The organism is Flavobacterium sp. K77 (assembly GCF_021608205.1).
Classification (GTDB): Bacteria; Bacteroidota; Bacteroidia; order Flavobacteriales; family Flavobacteriaceae; genus Flavobacterium; species Flavobacterium turcicum.
On sequence record NZ_JAKIHO010000003.1, the window covers coordinates 313,310 to 331,276 of the forward strand.

Genomic DNA, 17,967 nt, shown 5'->3' on the forward strand with positions numbered 1-17,967 from the left:
AATTAAGGACTGTGGAATGATATTGAGTAAAATAACAACTGCAACTTACTGATCAATCAATCCTTTTATGTATTTACGAAAGTACATTACTTTTGGTTTTGTAAAAAGTTATTATTTTTCATACTTAAAAAGCTAAAAAATAACTAATTGCCGACGTTTTTATCAAATAAATGTTAATTTTTTAAGTTAATTAAAGCAACGAACTGTAAATCATACTGTATTTACACTTAGATTGCATAAATTTGTAAGAGATAAACAATATAAACTATGAGTCAAGAAGAATTATTAGTATTGATATACAAAAAAGATGAGAGGGCATTCACACATCTTTATGATATGTATTCAAAAAGTCTGTTCTCGGTTATCAATGTTTTAGTAAAAAACAGAGAAGAGGCCGAAGATGTATTACAAGAAGTCTTTGTGAAAATTTGGAAAAACATTGATTCGTATAACGAAAGTAAAGGACGATTTTATACCTGGATCCTTAATATTGCTAGAAATACTTCAATTGACAAACTGCGATCCAAAAATTTTAATAACAGTCAAAAAAACCTTTCTACAGATAATTTCGTAAATCATTTTGAAGACAGTTCGATACTGTCTGACAAAGTGGATACGATTGGATTAAATGAATTTGTAAAAAGACTCAAACCAAAATGTATTCAAATAATTGACTTATTGTTTTTTAAAGGTTACACCCAACAAGAGGCTAGTGACGAGTTGGCTATACCTTTAGGAACAGTAAAAACACAAAATAGAAATTGTATTAACGATCTCAGAAATTATTTGAAAGTATAATGGAAACAAAAGAATATATTGACTCAGGAATTCTGGAACTTTATGTTTATGGTTTATTAACGGAAACAGAGAGTGAAGAAGTTGCCGCAAAGGCAAAAAATAATGCTGAAATTAATTCAGAAATCATTTCGATAGAAAAAGCTATTGTAGCACTATCATCTAGTTTTTCACCTTTTCATTCGGTGGCTAACTACGAAAAAATTAAAGAAAAATTAGAGCTTAAATATGCTCCTGTAATTCAATTGGAACCTAAAAGGAATAAATTCCAATATTTAGGATGGGCCGCATCTGTAGCATTGTTAGTGGGTGTAGCATATCAATATAATGAGTTGAATCAAACTTCTTCAATTGTGGCTGCTGCTCAAGAAGACAAGGCTAAAATTGAAAAAGAATTCAATACCTTAAAAATTAAAAACACAGCGGTTGAGTCTAGCTTAGCAGTAGTTCGTGATATCAAAAACACAGTCGTAAGTTTGGGTGGACAGGCAGTTAGCCCTCAGTCTTCAGCAAAGGTATATTGGAATCAAGAAACTGAGGTAGTTTATATTGATGCTGCAAATTTACCAAAACCACCAGAAGGAATGGTTTACCAAGTTTGGGCACTTAAATTAAATCCGCTTACTCCTACAAGCATTGGTTTACTTGAAAATTTTGATAAAAACGAGCAAAAATTATTTGCAGTAAGCAGTGTTAATGGTGCCGAAGGATTCGGAATCACATTAGAACCAGCAGGTGGAAGTTTAACTCCTACAATGGAACAATTATATACTTTAGGTAAAGTATAAAACCAAGCTAATTTTATAAAGAGAAGAGGGTTCAACAACAGTTGAGCCCTTTTTTTGTAAACCAAATAAGCACAGTAATTACTTGGTATCGATAATTGTGAGAAAATTTATTTTTTGTTTTTAAGTAAATCACATTGCAAATATTACAATCAACTTTTAACTTTTTGCGATTAAAAGAGCAATAAAAAAGCCCAACTAAAATAGTTGGGCTTTTTTCGAAAATAAATTATAATTTACTTTTTATAATATTTTCTATACTTAGGATACGAAACTGCACCAAATAAAGCAATTCCACCCAAAGTATAATAAATCCAATTTAAAGAGTGAGCTTCTCCACTTGCATACGAGTGTAATCCTACTAAGTGAAAATTAACGCCATAATAGGTAAACAAAGTAGATAAAAATGCGAACATACTCATCAGATTAAAAATCCATTTACCTCGCAATGATGGAACAAAACGTGCGTGAATTACAAATGCATAAACCATAATAGTAATCAAAGCCCACGTCTCTTTAGGGTCCCAACCCCAGTAGCGTCCCCAACTTTCATTAGCCCACTGACCTCCTAAAAAGTTACCGATAGTAAGCATGATCAAACCAATTGTAAGTGCCATTTCATTGATATAGGTAATCTCTTGAATATTTAAATCCATTTTCACTTTATTCTTTTCATTGGTAAACAACATTAACAACAAAGCAACACCTCCTAAAATCATTCCTAAAGCCAACGGACCATAACTACCAACGATTACAGCAACGTGTATCATCAACCAATACGAATTTAAAACCGGTTGTAAATTGGCAATTTCAGGATCAATCCAGTTCAGATTACCAGCAAATAAAATCATAGCGGTTACAAAAGCTGATGACGCTACTGTAAGTTTTGATTTGCGATCAAAAGCCAATCCAAAAAACATAGTCGCCCACGCAATATATATAATTGATTCATATGCATTACTCCACGGGGCATGACCGGATATGTACCAACGTGCAATTAACCCAACTGTATGCAGTGCAAATAGAAGTCCGATAACAATATGCATCCCGTTAACCGCATAATGCAACCATTTACGTTCTTTAAAAATTTGTAAAATTGTAAACAACAACATTAAAATAGAACCTAACATATACCAAGTTTGCAGCTTATTAAATACATCAAACTTGTTATATAAAATTTCTGAGGAAATCCTATCTTCACTTGGTCTTACTTTACTACCAAAACGTTTTTGAAAACCAGTAATACTCTCTACCAATTCATCTGAAGTATTAAAATCGCCAGTAGTGGCTGCGTTTGCAAGTGCGCCAAAATACAATGGTAGGACACTTTTGGTGTAGGTTGCCTCCATTCCTTTTATTCCAGCTTCATTCAATTCTAAAAATGATACCCATTTGTTATTGGCATCGTTTGGAACAGGGAAAATCTTCAAAATTCTACCGCTCAAAGCAGATTCCATTAAGTTAACTCTTTTGTCTGTTTCAATGAAATCCTTTTCAAATTGATTCGGATTGGCCGCGCTGAAGGAACTCTCAAGGTATTTGGCCAATTTGTAATTTCCTTTTTCATCAAAAAATGAAACAAAAGGTGCCACTTTTGCTTCTTTATCTACACCAATAATTTTTCTGATACTGTCATTCCCTCTTCTTAAATGAATGATTGGAATATCAATCCAATAGTTAGCATATTGCGTCATCGATAGAAAAACTTGGTCCGAATTCATATCATTGAACGAGTTGCTCTGACTCACCTTACGCAACAATTCCGAAGAAAAAGTGTTAATAGGTTTCATTCGTCCACCGGCATCTTGAATAACCAAACGTGCAAACTTAGCCGCATGTGCCTCTGAAACTTTGTTTTTAGTAATAAAAGCTAAAAGTTCAGATTGGCTTAATTTTTTTTGTGAGTGGCTCGCATGTTGTGTTGGCGCTGGCGCAGCTGCAGTCTCTTCATGTACATGTCCTTCATGTTCGTCATGATTGTGTTCTTGCGCTTGCGCGAATGAACCCAAACTAAACAACAGCAATACAGCAGGTAAAAACTTAGCCTTTTTGGTTTTAACAACTTCTAATTTTCGCTTTAAGTCAGCAAAACGAGAGTGTTTTGTAAATAAGATGGCCATCATAGCAAAATAAAGAATAAAATATCCAACGTAAGTAAGTCCCGTACCCCAAAAATCATGGTTTACAGAGAGAATAGTACCTTTTTCATCCGGATCAAAACCAGATTGAAAGAAACGGTAACCATCATGGTCTAGTACATTGTTCATATAAATACGTGCATCAAAAGTTTCCTTGTCTTGTACTGTTACTTTACTTTCAAATGAAGAGTAACTTTTTTCAGTACCCGGATATTTTTGAGCTATAAAATCGTTTAGTTTAATTTTAAAAGGCAACTCATAGGCTTTACTTCCGAAAAATAATGTGTAATCAGTTTTACCAATTTTAACAGTTTTAGGTTCTCCTACTTTACCTTTTGAACCCAATAGCGTTACTGATTTTTCCTGACCTTCAGCAATCAATTTTACTGTTAGCGCGTCTTCGTGAGTTTTTGCTTTAAAATCGTTGTTCGATTTGTAATCGATAATTCCTTTTACAGCCTGATCTGGAAAAACAAAACGCATATCGCCAACGCTGTACAACGAACGCATCATCAATTGCTGAACATTATCTTTGGTCACTTTACCTTGTAACTTGTCGGCCATTCTCATAAAATTACCTTCAAAAGGAGTTTGAATTGTGTATTCTTTTCCAGTTGTTGTAATATTAATGGCACCATCCGTATTCTTATTCAACGAAAACAAAACGTTGTGAATGTTTTGAACTTCGCCTTCTTTTAAAAAATGCTCGTGTCGACCACCATCGCCTGCCTCTACAATTTTTAAATAAGTAATTCCTTTTGGATCTGGTTTCACATACTCTGTTGCACCCATGACAAAATTTTCGTACTCTACCTCAAATGGTGTATCAGCAAATTTACCTGACATTGTAAAATCATTTGAGGTCGCAGGTGAAAACAACACCTTTTCCTCAAAAACTCTGCGTCGCATTTGGCCTTGATATTCCCCATCTACAAAAACAGTCAAAAATGTTTTTTCCGAAAAAACTTGGTTTTCAGTTGCACCTTCACGTATAGGCATTACACCTTCATAGCTTATATATCGAGTAACAAAAGCTCCCAAAATGATGAATATGAAAGATAAATGCAGCAGCAATGTCGCCCATTTTTCTTTCTTTAGGAGTTGGTAACGCTTGATATTACCAATGAAATTGATCACAAAAAAAACATGAATGGCTTCAAACCACCACGAATTGTAAATTAAAATTTTTGCGGTATCTGTATTGTATTTGCTTTCAATAAAAGTTCCTGTAGCCATAGCAGCAGCGTATGCAACAAACAAAAAGGCCATTAAGCGAGTTGAAAACAAAAAAGAAACTATTTTTTTCTCCATTTTTATGGGGTTATGTTTTGTAAAAGTGCCACAAAAGTACTTAAAAATGTTGACTTCGCGAATCGTACATTTGTTAATTAAATCAAAATTAAGAAGGTCTTGAAAGCCTGATTTTTTTGAAACTGAAAGCATTACAAAACAGTAACAAGAGTGATTTTTCTTTGCAAAAATTTGCCATATTTTTTTTCTATTTTTGCATGATGATCAAAGTAGTAGTAATAGGCTCAGGAAACGTTGCGCAACATTTAATTGCCGCGTTTGAATATGAAAATTCACATGGTAGTGATGTAGAATTAGTGCAAGTTTACGCTCGAAATTCTGCAACCATTACACCTTTAGTTCCTTGGGACCAAATTACCTCTTCTTTTGAAGAATTAATCGAAGCCGATTTGTACATCATTTGTGTATCCGATGATGCTATAGCCGAAGTGTCCTCTCAAATACCTTTCAAAAATAGATTGGTGGCTCATACATCAGGAGCGGCAGGACTTCAAATTTTAAACGACAACAATCGGAAAGGTGTTTTTTATCCACTTCAAACGTTTACTAAAAACAAAGAAATTAATTTTAGACCCATACCTATTTGTATCGAAAGTGAAAATGCAACTGATTTTCATGTACTTCAAAAAGTAGGAAAAGTAATTTCAGATAAAGTTATAGCCATCAATACCGAGCAACGCCAGGCATTGCATGTAGCTGCGGTTTTTGCTAATAATTTTACCAATCATTTGTATTCTATTGCAGCGACAATTTGCCAAGAAAATCAAGTTCCATTTGACATACTTGAACCATTAATTCAAGAAACAGCAGCCAAAATACAAATACTCTCACCAGTCGATGCACAAACAGGCCCAGCAAAACGCAACGATCAAAATACCATAACAACACACCTCAATTTTTTAAAAGAGGAATATCAAAAAGAAATTTATCTACTTTTAACTAAATCGATACAAGAAAATGGCAAAAAGCTATAAAGAAATAATGAATGACATCACTAGTTTTATTTTTGATGTAGATGGTGTGCTTACAGACGGTTCAGTATTTGTAACCAATGAAGGTGAAATATTAAGAACAATGCACATACGAGATGGTTATGCTATGAAAGCCGCTATCGAAAGTGGCTATAAGGTGTGCATCATTTCTGGCGGGAGTAATGAAGGAGTTCGTATCCGTTTACAAAACTTAGGCATCACAGACATCTATTTGGGAACTCCAGATAAGGTAGCTACTTTTAATGAATACACAGCCGTTTCCAAAATCAATCCTGAGCAAGTTTTGTACATGGGTGACGATATTCCTGATTATCATGTCATGAAATTAGTCGGATTAGCAACTTGTCCTCAAGATGCTAGCCCTGAAATTAAAGAAATATCAGGATACATTTCACATAAAAATGGTGGTAAAGGTGCAGTGCGAGATGTGATTGAACAAGTAATGAGAGTTCAAGGCAAATGGATGGAACATTTTAACGGACAACACGATTAAAAGTAAAAGAAATAATAGCTTATGAATTTTCTTCGCCTGATTCGCTTTCAAAATCTAATGATGCTGGCCTTAATGCAGTTGCTATTTCGCTTTGCATTTTTCAAATGGCAATCAATACCGCTAGCACTTGCCGATTGGCAGTACCTTTTGTTGGTGGTCGCAACTGTTTGTATTGCTGCAGGTGGCTATGTGATCAACGACATTAACGATCAACAAACTGATGCTGTTAACAAACCTGGAAAACAAATTGTTGGAGTGACTATTTCAGAGCAAAAAGCCTATAATTACTATATTGCTCTAACTACAAGTGGTGTAGCTATTGGGTTTTATCTGTCTAATGTGATAATGAAACCTAGCTTTGCGGCTGTCTTTATCTTTATTGCTGCCACTCTTTATTTTTATGCTACTAGCTTAAAGCAAATGATACTTGTAGGAAATATTGTGGTTGCACTATTGTTATCAGTCAGCATCCTGATTATTGGTGTTTTCGATTTGTACCCTGCAACCGGCTTAGAAAACCAAAAGCAAATGCGTCTCTTTTTCTCTATCTTAACAGATTATGCCATCTTTGCTTTTATCGTCAATTTATTGCGCGAAATGGTCAAAGATTTGGAGGATTTAGACGGCGATTCACAGCAAGGAATGGCAACTTTACCTATTGTTTTAGGCGCTTCAAAAACTAGCAAACTGGTATTTGCTATTAGTTTTGCTCCCCTATTGATTTTGTTGCGATACATCAACATGTATTTGATGGATTTGCTTTTTTTAGTGGTCTATCTTTTAATTTTTGTAACTGGTCCACTACTCTATTTTACCATTAAAATGTGGTCTGCAAAAAATAAATCTGATTATCATTTATTGAGTTCAGTGCTTAAATGGGTTTTGTTCTTCGGAATCATTTCAGTTGCACTACTCAATCTAAATTTACAGTACAATGCTTAAAGATAAATTAAAAAAATACCAAATAATACTGGCATCAGGCTCCCCGCGTAGGCAGCAGTTTTTAAAAGACTTAGATTTGGATTTTGAAATTCGATTAAAAGATACCGAAGAAGTATACCCATCGCACTTACAAGCGCACGAAATAACCAATTATTTGGCTGTTTTAAAAGCGGATGCGTTTGAAAATGAACTACCCGTTAATGGTATTTTGATAACCAGCGACACCATTGTATGGCACAAAAATCAAGCGCTCGGCAAGCCAAAAAATGAACAAGAGGCCATCTCAATATTACAATCACTTTCAAACAGCTCCCACGAAGTTATTACCTCTGTTTGTTTTAAAAGCAATGAAAAAACGACCGTTATTCATGAATATAGCAAAGTCACTTTTCATAATTTGACCGAAGAAACTATTCAATATTACGTAGAAAACTACAAACCCTACGATAAAGCCGGTTCCTATGGCATTCAAGAATGGATTGGTTTTATTGGAGTTGCAAAAATTGAAGGTTCTTACACCAATATAATGGGATTGCCTACTGACAAAGTATTTGATTATTTGAACCAATTACCTTAAATCCTATGAATTTATCCATTATTCAAGAGTATTCCCGAGAGATAATCGCTAGCGGAATAACTGCAATAGTTTTTTTTATTTTACGTATTGTAACTACTAAATTGGTACGTAGATATGCGCAATCGCACCAAACCATTGAACACCGAACTAATTTAGTGATTAAGTACTTGCACCTATTTTTAAACATTCTAGTAGTTATTGCTTTAATCATAGTTTGGGGAGTTCAAGCAAAAGATATCATAATTGCTTTGAGTTCTTTTACAACAGTTGTAGGCGTTGCCATGTTTGCTCAATGGTCTATTTTGAGTAATATCACATCAGGGATTATTTTGTTTTTTTCGTTTCCATTTAAAATTGGTGATGTAATTAAAATTCACGACAAAGATTTTCCTATTCAGGCAGAAATTGAAGATATTGGTGCTTTTCATGTTTTTTTACGTACAATTGATGGCGAGCAAATAATTTTCCCTAATAATTTATTATTACAAAAAGGAATTTCAATTTTAAAAAATGAGTTTCACGATCAAGATTTCATTGATTAGCGAATCAATCAATCGGAATTGTAATTTTATATTAAAAGTTAAAATTCTATAACTTTCAATCCTAAATATGTAAATAGTTAGTTTTTTTTTGATTCATCTTTGCTCTTTAAAATTTTAGTTTTATAACTTTAGTACTTATAAAAAAAACATAATATGAGCAACTCGATGCAATTCCCTTTTTACGCCAAACTTACTTTCATTTTACTAGCATTAATTTCATTGCTTTTTTTGTTTTATATCGGTCAAGGAATTCTCGTGCCCATAATCATGTCTTTTTTGTTTGCTATTTTGCTATATCCAATAGTTCAATTTTTGAAAGCAAAATTGCGATTTCCAAACGTGCTTGCGGTAATGATTGCGGTCATTCTATTCGTACTATTCTTTGTTGGATTGTTTGTTTTTCTTTCTTTCCAGATAAGTGATTTTACTGAAGATTTTGATAAAATAGAAAAAAACTTAACCATCCATTTAGGAAATATTCAGGATTACATTCGCACCAACTTCAACTTAAGTTCTTCTGAGCAAAAAAAATACATAGATACAGCTGCAGAAGATTCTATGGAAAAAGGTAAAGAGATAATTGGTACAACGCTAATGTCGTTCACAGATACCTTACTAAATCTTACTCTAATACCAATTTATACTTTTTTAATTTTACTGTATCGCACCCATTTCTTGATGTTTTTAGGAAAACTAGTCAGCAAAGAAAACCATGCTCAATTAAAAGATATTTTAACCAACATCCGAATGGCCATAAATAGTTATATCGTTGGTTTAATCATCGAACTAATTTGTGTGGCAACAATGACTACTATTGGCTTCATGATAATTGGGGTGAAATATGCTATTTTATTAGGAATCATTACAGGTATCTTAAATTTGATTCCTTACATCGGGATTTTATTTGCAGGTGTTTTAAGTATTGTGGCCTCGTTAACCGGTTCTCCAGACTTGTCAGTAATCGTTGGAGTGATTGTTGTTACAGTCGTTGTACAATTGATCGATAACAATATTTTAGTACCCATGATTGTTAGTTCGAAAGTAGAAATCAACGCCTTTATATCTATCATCGCCATCATCATTGGTGGGGCAATTGCAGGAGTTTCGGGAATGTTTTTGGCATTGCCAATACTTGCTATGCTAAAAGTAATTTTTGACCGCATCGAATCTTTAGAACCATGGGGATATTTGATGGGCGATCATTTACCTAAAACCTACACATGGAGGAATATTAAACTACCTCTCTTTGATTCTGAAGAAGATACCGAACCAAAAACCAATGTCATTAAATCAGATGTGCCGGTGCCTGTATTCACAGAAACTACAACCATAACAGATGCAAATACCCCAAAAACATAGTATCTTAGCAATTGCTTCAAAAATCGTATTGCAAAAGAAAATTGTATTTTTTGTACCCAGCTATTATTTGTAGGCGCAACTATGTTATGAATACGTTTTTCAAAATAATGTTATGCGTGATGTTCCTATTTGGGACAACAACTTCGTTTGGGCAAAAAAGAGAAGGAAAAAAGGATTCGACTACAATAGCTAATAACATAAATTCATTTTCAAAAAAAAATAAATTCAACAAAATCTTGCACAAATTGGTGTTTAAGAGAAATACCATTCGCAGCAGAAGCACACCACAAATTCAAAAAAAATACAGTCCATTTGAAGGTAAAATAATTCGTAAAATAAACATAATTACATTTGATCCCTTTGGATATTCTGATACTGACACACTTAAAAAACCAACTCGGTGGGCAGAAAAAGTGGGGAACAGAGCGCACATTAAAACCAACCGATTGGCAATTTTAAATTTACTGTTAATTAAGAAAAACAAGGCTTTCGACTCCTTACTTGTTCGGGAATCTGAGCGTTTAATTCGAGCGCAACGGTACATTAATAAGGTTGATATTACACCCGATAGTAGCACTACAAGCACTGATTCCGTTGATGTAACTATTCGCGTGTTGGATTCTTGGAGCATCCTTCCGCAAGGATCTTTATCCAGTTCCAGAATCAATTTTGAATTGAATGAACGTAATTTTTTGGGTTCCGGACATCAATTTCAAAATAAAATCACCAACCGCTTTGAAGATGGTAAAACTGCTTATGATGTAGGGTATCGCATTCCAACTATAAAAAATACCTTTGTTAGTACTGATATCAAATACCGACTGGATTTAGATGGGTACTATAACAAAAGCGTAGCACTTGAGCGCCCATTTTACTCTCCTGTAGCCAAGTGGGCAGGTGGTATTTTTATAGAACAAAACTTCAGAAAAGATACTCTGCCAGATGTTAATTCGGTTTTTGAATTTCAAAATTTCAAATTTAATACACAAGATTTTTGGGTTGGTAGGGCTTTTCAAATTTTTAAGGGTCAAACAGTTGACGATCGAAGCTCTAAACTGGTGCTAAGCGGACGATTTTTAAATATTCAATACAGCGAAAGTCCTACAGCTGTTTTTGATCCTGATAATTTCTACGCAAACGAAAAACTAGCATTGATTGGATTAGGTATTACCTCACGACGATTCGTAAGAGACCGATACATCTTTCAAAACGGTATTATTGAAGACGTACCAACCGGCAAAATATATGGTTTAACCGCGGGCTACCAAAATAAAAATCAAATAAATCGCTTTTATGCAGGCGCAAGAGCTGCTTTCGGACACTTTTTTGAATGGGGATTTTTAAGTACAAATATAGAGTTAGGCTCCTTTTTTGATGGATCGAAAACCCAGCAATCAGCTTTTACTTTCGAAGCCAATTATTTCACCAACTTAATGAGTATTGGAACTTGGAAAGTGAGACAATTTATAAAACCTCAAATTGTTCTAGGTGCTCACCGATCTAGTATTATTGGAGACCAATTATCAATCAATCAAAATGAAGGATTAAGTGGTTTTAACACGGCACAATATGGAACTCAAAAAGCATTGGTAGTTTTACAAACTCAAGCCTATTCACCATGGAAATTGTGGGGATTTAGATTAAATCCTTACGTAAATTATTCTTTAGCGACTTTAGGAAATAGTAAGAAAAGCATTTTAAGTAGTAAAGCCTATTCTAAGTTAAGTGTCGGATTCATTATTAACAACGACTATTTAGTTTTTAGTGCATTTCAAATTTCTCTTTCGTACTATCCTTCGATTCCTGGCAATGGTACTGATATATTCAAAACAAATGAATTAGAAACCACTGACTTTAGATTACAAGATTTTGATTTAGCCAAACCTCGCATAGTTAATTACAGATTGTAAATTAAATACTTTCCGATTAAGGGATCAAAATTAGCTATAACCAAAGCAGAAGAAAAAAGAATTTAAGCTCTAAAATTTACTGCTTTTAAAAAATTTTACATCGATGATAAAGGAATTATCAAAGATTAAAATGTTTTTTTTTAGATAACATTTCATTGATTTACAAATACTTAAAAAAACATATAGAAAGAAATTTTAATTCTGGCACAGTTGTTGGAAATTCGAAAATAGAAATATTTCAAAAAAAGCAATTGCACTTAATTTTATAACTTAAAATCACATATCATGAAAACATATAAACTACTCGCTGTTGCACTACTTCTTTTTGCAAGCAGCACAATAGAAGCACAAGTATCAGTAAACGTAAACATCGGTCGTGCACCTCAATGGGGACCTGTTGGCTACAATGATGTATCTTACTATTATATTCCAGACATTGAAGCTTACTACGATGTTCGCGCTACTCAATTTATTTATTTTGGAGATGGAAGATGGGTTCGTTCAAGAACTTTGCCATACAGATACCGTAACTATGATTTGTACCGAGGTTATAAAGTAGTACTTACTGATTACCGAGGATCAAGACCATACGCTAACTTTAATACGCACAAGGTAAAATATTACCATGGATACAGAGGACGTCCGCAACGTAACATAGGTAGAAACGATCGTGATGTATATGTTACTAAAACCTACGTTGACAAAAGAAAGTATTATGATAGAGACCATGATAGAGGAAGAGGTCATGACGACCACAGAAAAGGTGGCCGAGGACACGACGACCATGAACGAGGCGGAAGAGGTCATGATAGAGACTAACTTTTCAGGTAACACAACTAGAAAGAGAGAGAACCAAAGCTGTTTTCTCTCTTTTTTTTGTTAAAAAAACATTGTAGCATTAAAGAAAAGTGAAAACATTTCTACAAAAAATATTTAATTCCTACATTTGAAGCTACTGCCAACTAAATTTTAAAAGAATGTTTAAAAAACTAGTTCCGTTATTTTCTTGTATCCTATTTTGTGCTCCTACCCTACGCGCTCAGCAACCCGCCAAATTAAATAGTGTAGAAATTTATAACCAAATAGAAAAATTAAATTTTTTAGGCTCAGTGCTTTATATTGCTGCACATCCTGATGATGAAAACACACGATTGATTTCGTATTTGGCTAACGATCAAAAAGCAAGAACAGGTTATTTATCATTAACCCGAGGTGATGGTGGACAAAATTTAATAGGAACACAACTAAGAGAATTATTAGGAGTGATTCGAACTCAAGAACTTATTGAAGCTAGAAAAATTGATGGAGGAGAACAGTTTTTTTCTCGTGCTAATGATTTTGGTTTTTCTAAAAATCCAACCGAAACTCTTGCTATTTGGGATAAAGAACAAGTTTTAGCAGATGTAATTTGGGCTATCCGAAAATTTCAACCTGATGTAATTGTAAATCGATTTGACCATCGTTCGGCGGGAACAACTCACGGACATCATACCGCATCAGCCATGCTAAGCGTAGAAAGTTTTAAAGAGGCTGCAAACGCAAATCGTTTTCCTGAACAATTAAAATGGGTACAACCGTGGCAAACCAAACGACAATTTTTTAACACATCGTGGTGGTTTTACGGCACTATCGAAAAATTTAATGCTGCTGACAAAACGAATCTAATTGCTTTACAAACGGGCGTTTATTTTACAGGTATTGGCAAATCAAACCAAGAAATTGCAGCTTTGAGTCGTAGCCGTCATCAATCGCAAGGATTTGGAAGCACAGGCGCTCGTGGCGAAGAAACAGAGTATCTTGAATTTATAAATGGTACTCCTTTACAAGACAAAAAATCACTTTTTGAAGGAATTGACACCTCTTGGAATCGCGTTAAAGGCGGCAAACCGATTGGTGAATTATTGACTACCATTGCCAAAGATTTTGATTATAAAAATCCAGCTGCAAGTATTCCAGCTTTAGCCAAAGCATACAGTATGATAACCGCTTTAAGTGATAAACAATGGGCTCCTTTGAAAGCTGCTGCAGCAAAAGAATTAATTGCAGCCTGCGCAGGCTTGTACCTTGAAGCTGTTTCACCTACTCAAGAAACTACTCCAGGAAGTGTGTTGAAGTTAAAAATGGAGGCTATCAACCGTAGTAATGTACCTTTCCTGTTGGAAAGTATAACTACACTACCAGAACAAAGTATGACCCCAATAGAAAAAGAGTTAAAAAATAACATTGTTCAAAATTTTTCAATCGACTTAAAATTACCAGAAACAACTAACTATACGTTCCCTTACTGGTTAAGTGAAAACGGAAGCGTTGGCATGTATGTTGTAAATAAGCAAGAAAACATTGGTACTCCTGATATTATCCGCGAAGCGAAAGTGATTTTTAACCTTCAAATTAATGGAATTACACTTCCTTTTGAACGCACTGTCATATACAAATACAATGATGACGTAAAAGGAGAAATCTACAACTATCTTGATGTGGTGCCGGATGTTACCACTTCAATCACAGATAAAGTTGTACTTTTTAGAGACAACAAATCCAAGTATATTGGAGTAAAAATTAAAGCGGGCAAAGATGCTGTGAAAGGAACTTTAGCGCTCGAAGTTCCAACCAACTGGAAAGTAATACCAACTACTATTCCGTTTGAAATTGCCAGAAAAGGCAGCGAGCAATTGGTATTTTTTGAAGTCACAGCGCCACAAAATGCCACTGAAGGAATTGCAAAAAGCGTTGCAACCGTAAACGGCAAACGATTTGATAAAGAACAAATAATTGTCACTTTTGATCACATTACCAAACAACAAATTTTACAAACGTCTCAAACGAAAATAATTAGAACCGATTTAAAAACATTTGGTGAAAAAATAGCTTACATCATGGGCGCTGGAGACGAAGTTCCTAATAGTTTATCTCAATTAGGTTACAGCGTTACCATTTTAAAGCCAGATGCAATTACACCTGAAAGTTTAGAATCGTTCGATGCAGTAATTACTGGCGTACGTGCTTACAACACCGTAAATGCACTCAAAAACAAACAAGAAATTCTTTTCGATTTTGTAAAATCAGGTAAAACAATGATTGTTCAGTACAATACACCTACTGATTTAGTTACCGAAAATTTAGCACCTTACTCATTGAAATTATCTCGAGATCGCGTGACCGAAGAAGATGCGGAAGTTCGTTTCTTAGCTCCAAATCATCCTGTTTTAAATTTCCCAAATAAAATAACGGCAGCAGATTTCAAAGGCTGGAAACAAGAGCAAGGTTTGTACTACCCAAGTACCTTTGACAAAGCTTTCACACCTATCATATCATCAAACGATCAAGGTGAAACCCCAAAAAATGGAGCTTTATTGGTAGCGCCTTACGGAAAAGGACATTACATTTATACCGGACTAAGCTTTTTTAGAGAATTGCCAGAGGGTGTAACCGGCGCCTATAAGTTATTGGCCAATATGATTTCAATGCAACAAACCACAACGGTACCTGGACAAAAAATAAAGCCTTAAAACAAAACCATGGAAACAAAAAAACCAAAAACCTGGAAAAAAAATTATACTTGGGTGCTCCTAGCCAACGCACTCTACATTTTGATCTTTTGTCTTATTATGAAATTATACGCCTAAACTATGCAATTATTTGACTGGGTTATCCTTATTGTTACCTTACTTTTTATTGTTATTTACGGCGCTTGGAAAACCAAAGGCAGTAAAAATGTCGAGGATTTTATTTTAGGAAATAACGAAACTCCTTGGCATGTAGTGGGACTTTCGGTAATGGCGACACAAGCGAGTGCTATTACTTTCTTATCAACGCCTGGGCAAGCGTATCATGACGGAATGGGCTTTGTGCAGTTTTACTTTGGTTTGCCAATAGCCATGGTACTTATCTGCGTTACCTTTATTCCTTTGTACCACAAATACAAAGTATATACCGCTTATGAATATCTAGAAAAACGTTTTGATTTAAAAACCCGTTCGCTGGCAGCCATTTTATTTTTGTTTCAAAGAGGTTTAGGTACAGGACTAACGATTTACGCACCAGCAATTATTTTATCGGCTATTTTAGGGTGGAATCTCACCTACATGAATATTGTGATTGGTGTTTTGGTGATTATCTATACTTTTTCAGGAGGAACAAAAGCGGTAAACGTGACCCAAAAACAACAAATGTTTGTTATCATGTCGGGAATGTTTATTACTTTTTTCTTGATATTGTATTACTTACCCAATGATATGACTTTTACAAGTGCGTTGCATATCGCTGGGGCAAATGATAAAATGAATATCGTTAATTTCTCTTTCGATCCAGAGGAAAAATACACTTTTTGGAGCGGAATCACGGGCGGATTTTTCTTGGCCCTAGCCTATTTTGGTACTGATCAATCGCAAGTTGGTCGCTACTTATCAGGGAAATCAGTGCGTGAAAGTCAAATGGGACTCATCATGAACGGACTCTTAAAAGTACCGATGCAGTTTTTCATATTACTAACCGGTGTCATGGTATTTGTGTTTTTTCAATTCAATCCCGTGCCTTTGAATTTTAACCCAAATAATAAAGCACTTATTGAAAAATCAGCCTACAAAGGCGAATACAACGCTCTTGAAAAGAAATTAAACGAACTTTCAGAAGATAAAAAGGTAATCAACTTATTATACATCGATCAGTTAAATCAAGATTATGACAATCCGATTTTAAGAAAAGAATTAGTAGCGCTATCCTCAAAAGAAAAAGACTTACGCGACCGCGCCAAAGAAATTATTTCGAAAGCGGATAGCAACAGCGAAACTAACGATAAGGATTATGTGTTTTTTCATTTTATCCTAAATTATTTACCTAAAGGTTTAATTGGCTTATTGTTAGCAGTTATTATCTCAGCGGCCATGTCATCAACAGCATCGGGATTGAATGCGCTGGCCTCAACAACAGCAATTGACATTTACAAACGAAATGTAAAAGAGGAAAAATCAGAGAAGCACTATTTATACGCAACCAAGTTTTTTACATTGTTGTGGGGTGTAATCGCTATTTTATTTGCCTGCGTAGGAACCTTGTTTGAAAACTTAATTCAGTTGGTCAACATTATCGGTTCTATTTTTTACGGAACGGTACTAGGAATATTCCTGGTTGGTTTTTATAGTAAAAAAGTACAATCAAAAGCAATATTCTACAGCGCAGTAGTCTGTCAATTGGCGATTTTTGTAATTTATTACTACGCTATTTACATCTATCCGAGTGGCGAAGAAAAACTGGGTTACTTATGGTTAAACTTTATTGGCGCAATGGGAACAATTGTACTCTCTCAATTGTTACAGTACACGATTTTCAGAAACGAAAAGGCAGTAGAGGCTTAATATTAAGTTTAGTGAACAGTTTCAAAAAGTCTACTTAATGCACATACTAATATTTATACCAATTCTCTTAGTTCTTATTTCTTGTAAAAAGGAAAACATTGAAGGTATAGCAATTGGAAAAACTTTACTCGAAAATCAAAGTTTTGCAGATAATAAAAAGCTTGCTGATATCATTAAATCAACATTAAAAGGCGACTACGATTCTTTAAGAAGGCTTAATCATTTTCAGTGTGGCGATGGAGCAGGATGTTACGATAAAGGTTTTTTAATAACTCAGATTATTTACAAAATTGGAGAAAACAATTTTAATAAAATGATTGACAAACTAGACCGCAAAGAATTGAATGGAATAGAAGATTTCATTAACACTGGATTAGAATATGGAGACAACAACAATGATGGCAAAATGGATAACAAAATAGCCGATGAGGAATTTCCACTTTTAATGAAAAAATTAAGTGAAAAATAAAAATGATTATCTATTAGGCTTTACGTAATATAGTATTTTTTACTTGTAAAACTTGATCTGAACATAGGACGATTTCAAAAATCCAATTAATGAACTCCAGTCTTTATTAGACAACAACTAGATAAAAAACTACCATCCGGATAACTATTAGGGATTTTTAAAACTATCAACTTTTAAGATTTTTAATCCATACATAAATAGAATTCAACAAGCACAGTAAAGCACATGACTTGTTTTTTCAGACCTAAAAAATGTTTTTTTAAAGACATTTTTCCTGTTCATTTTTCTCTTTGTTGGTCA

At 34.3% G+C, this 17,967-nt stretch carries 14 protein-coding genes; 13 read left to right on the forward strand and 1 reads right to left on the reverse strand.

Translation table 11 applies throughout. The annotated features are described in order from the left end of the window. The first annotated feature begins 267 nt into the window (after positions 1–267). Together L1S34_RS08630 and L1S34_RS08635 are read left to right on the forward strand one after the other, a co-directional pair. Positions 268–798 (forward strand): RNA polymerase sigma factor, encoded by a 531-nt coding sequence (locus L1S34_RS08630; RefSeq protein ID WP_166134202.1) that lies wholly within the window; start codon positions 268–270, stop codon positions 796–798. Continuing rightward, positions 798–1,583, forward strand: coding sequence for an anti-sigma factor (locus L1S34_RS08635; protein WP_236363672.1), 786 nt, complete (start codon positions 798–800; stop codon positions 1,581–1,583). The genes L1S34_RS08630 and L1S34_RS08635 overlap by 1 nt, the downstream gene beginning before the upstream one ends. A 233-nt stretch (positions 1,584–1,816) precedes the next feature. On the opposite strand, the gene ccsA is transcribed toward L1S34_RS08635, so the two are convergent. After that, on the reverse strand, positions 1,817–5,029 hold the full coding sequence (gene ccsA / locus L1S34_RS08640; RefSeq protein ID WP_236363673.1) for a cytochrome c biogenesis protein CcsA: 3,213 nt from the start codon (positions 5,027–5,029) through the stop codon (positions 1,817–1,819). Between the two features lie 200 nt (positions 5,030–5,229). On the opposite strand from ccsA, the gene L1S34_RS08645 reads away from it, so the two are divergent. The 11 genes from L1S34_RS08645 to L1S34_RS08695 all read left to right on the forward strand — a co-directional run bounded on the left by L1S34_RS08645 (position 5,230) and on the right by L1S34_RS08695 (position 17,667). After that, positions 5,230–6,003 carry a Rossmann-like and DUF2520 domain-containing protein gene (locus L1S34_RS08645; RefSeq protein WP_236363707.1) on the forward strand — a complete coding sequence of 258 codons (774 nt, stop codon included), beginning with the start codon at positions 5,230–5,232 and terminating at the stop codon, positions 6,001–6,003. Further along, positions 5,987–6,514: a KdsC family phosphatase gene (locus L1S34_RS08650; protein WP_236363674.1), complete on the forward strand. Its 528-nt coding sequence runs from the start codon at positions 5,987–5,989 to the stop codon at positions 6,512–6,514. Before L1S34_RS08645 ends, L1S34_RS08650 begins: the two co-directional genes overlap by 17 nt. Positions 6,515–6,535: 21 nt before the next feature. After that, a complete protein-coding gene (locus L1S34_RS08655) occupies positions 6,536–7,456 on the forward strand; it encodes a geranylgeranylglycerol-phosphate geranylgeranyltransferase (RefSeq protein WP_236363675.1) in 921 nt (306 codons plus the stop codon). Next, on the forward strand, positions 7,449–8,033 hold the full coding sequence (locus tag L1S34_RS08660) for a Maf-like protein (RefSeq protein ID WP_236363676.1): 585 nt from the start codon (positions 7,449–7,451) through the stop codon (positions 8,031–8,033). The genes L1S34_RS08655 and L1S34_RS08660 overlap by 8 nt, the downstream gene beginning before the upstream one ends. A 5-nt stretch (positions 8,034–8,038) precedes the next feature. Then, positions 8,039–8,575 carry a mechanosensitive ion channel family protein gene (locus L1S34_RS08665; protein WP_166134183.1) on the forward strand — a complete coding sequence of 179 codons (537 nt, stop codon included), beginning with the start codon at positions 8,039–8,041 and terminating at the stop codon, positions 8,573–8,575. Positions 8,576–8,728: 153 nt separating this feature from the next. Next, positions 8,729–9,934: an AI-2E family transporter gene (locus tag L1S34_RS08670; RefSeq protein ID WP_236363677.1), complete on the forward strand. Its 1,206-nt coding sequence runs from the start codon at positions 8,729–8,731 to the stop codon at positions 9,932–9,934. A 248-nt stretch (positions 9,935–10,182) separates the two neighbouring features. Beyond that, positions 10,183–11,844 (forward strand): hypothetical protein, encoded by a 1,662-nt coding sequence (locus tag L1S34_RS08675; RefSeq protein WP_236363678.1) that lies wholly within the window; start codon positions 10,183–10,185, stop codon positions 11,842–11,844. A 285-nt stretch (positions 11,845–12,129) separates the two neighbouring features. Beyond that, positions 12,130–12,663 carry a hypothetical protein gene (locus L1S34_RS08680; RefSeq protein WP_166134177.1) on the forward strand — a complete coding sequence of 178 codons (534 nt, stop codon included), beginning with the start codon at positions 12,130–12,132 and terminating at the stop codon, positions 12,661–12,663. Positions 12,664–12,821: 158 nt separating this feature from the next. Beyond that, complete coding sequence (locus L1S34_RS08685) at positions 12,822–15,353, forward strand: PIG-L family deacetylase (protein ID WP_236363679.1); 2,532 nt, start codon at positions 12,822–12,824, stop codon at positions 15,351–15,353. Between the two features lie 120 nt (positions 15,354–15,473). Further along, entirely contained in the window at positions 15,474–17,198 is a 1,725-nt protein-coding gene (locus L1S34_RS08690) for a sodium:solute symporter (RefSeq protein WP_236363680.1), read from the forward strand. 37 nt (positions 17,199–17,235) lie between these two features. After that, positions 17,236–17,667, forward strand: coding sequence for a hypothetical protein (locus L1S34_RS08695; protein ID WP_236363681.1), 432 nt, complete (start codon positions 17,236–17,238; stop codon positions 17,665–17,667). Positions 17,668–17,967 lie beyond the last annotated feature (300 nt).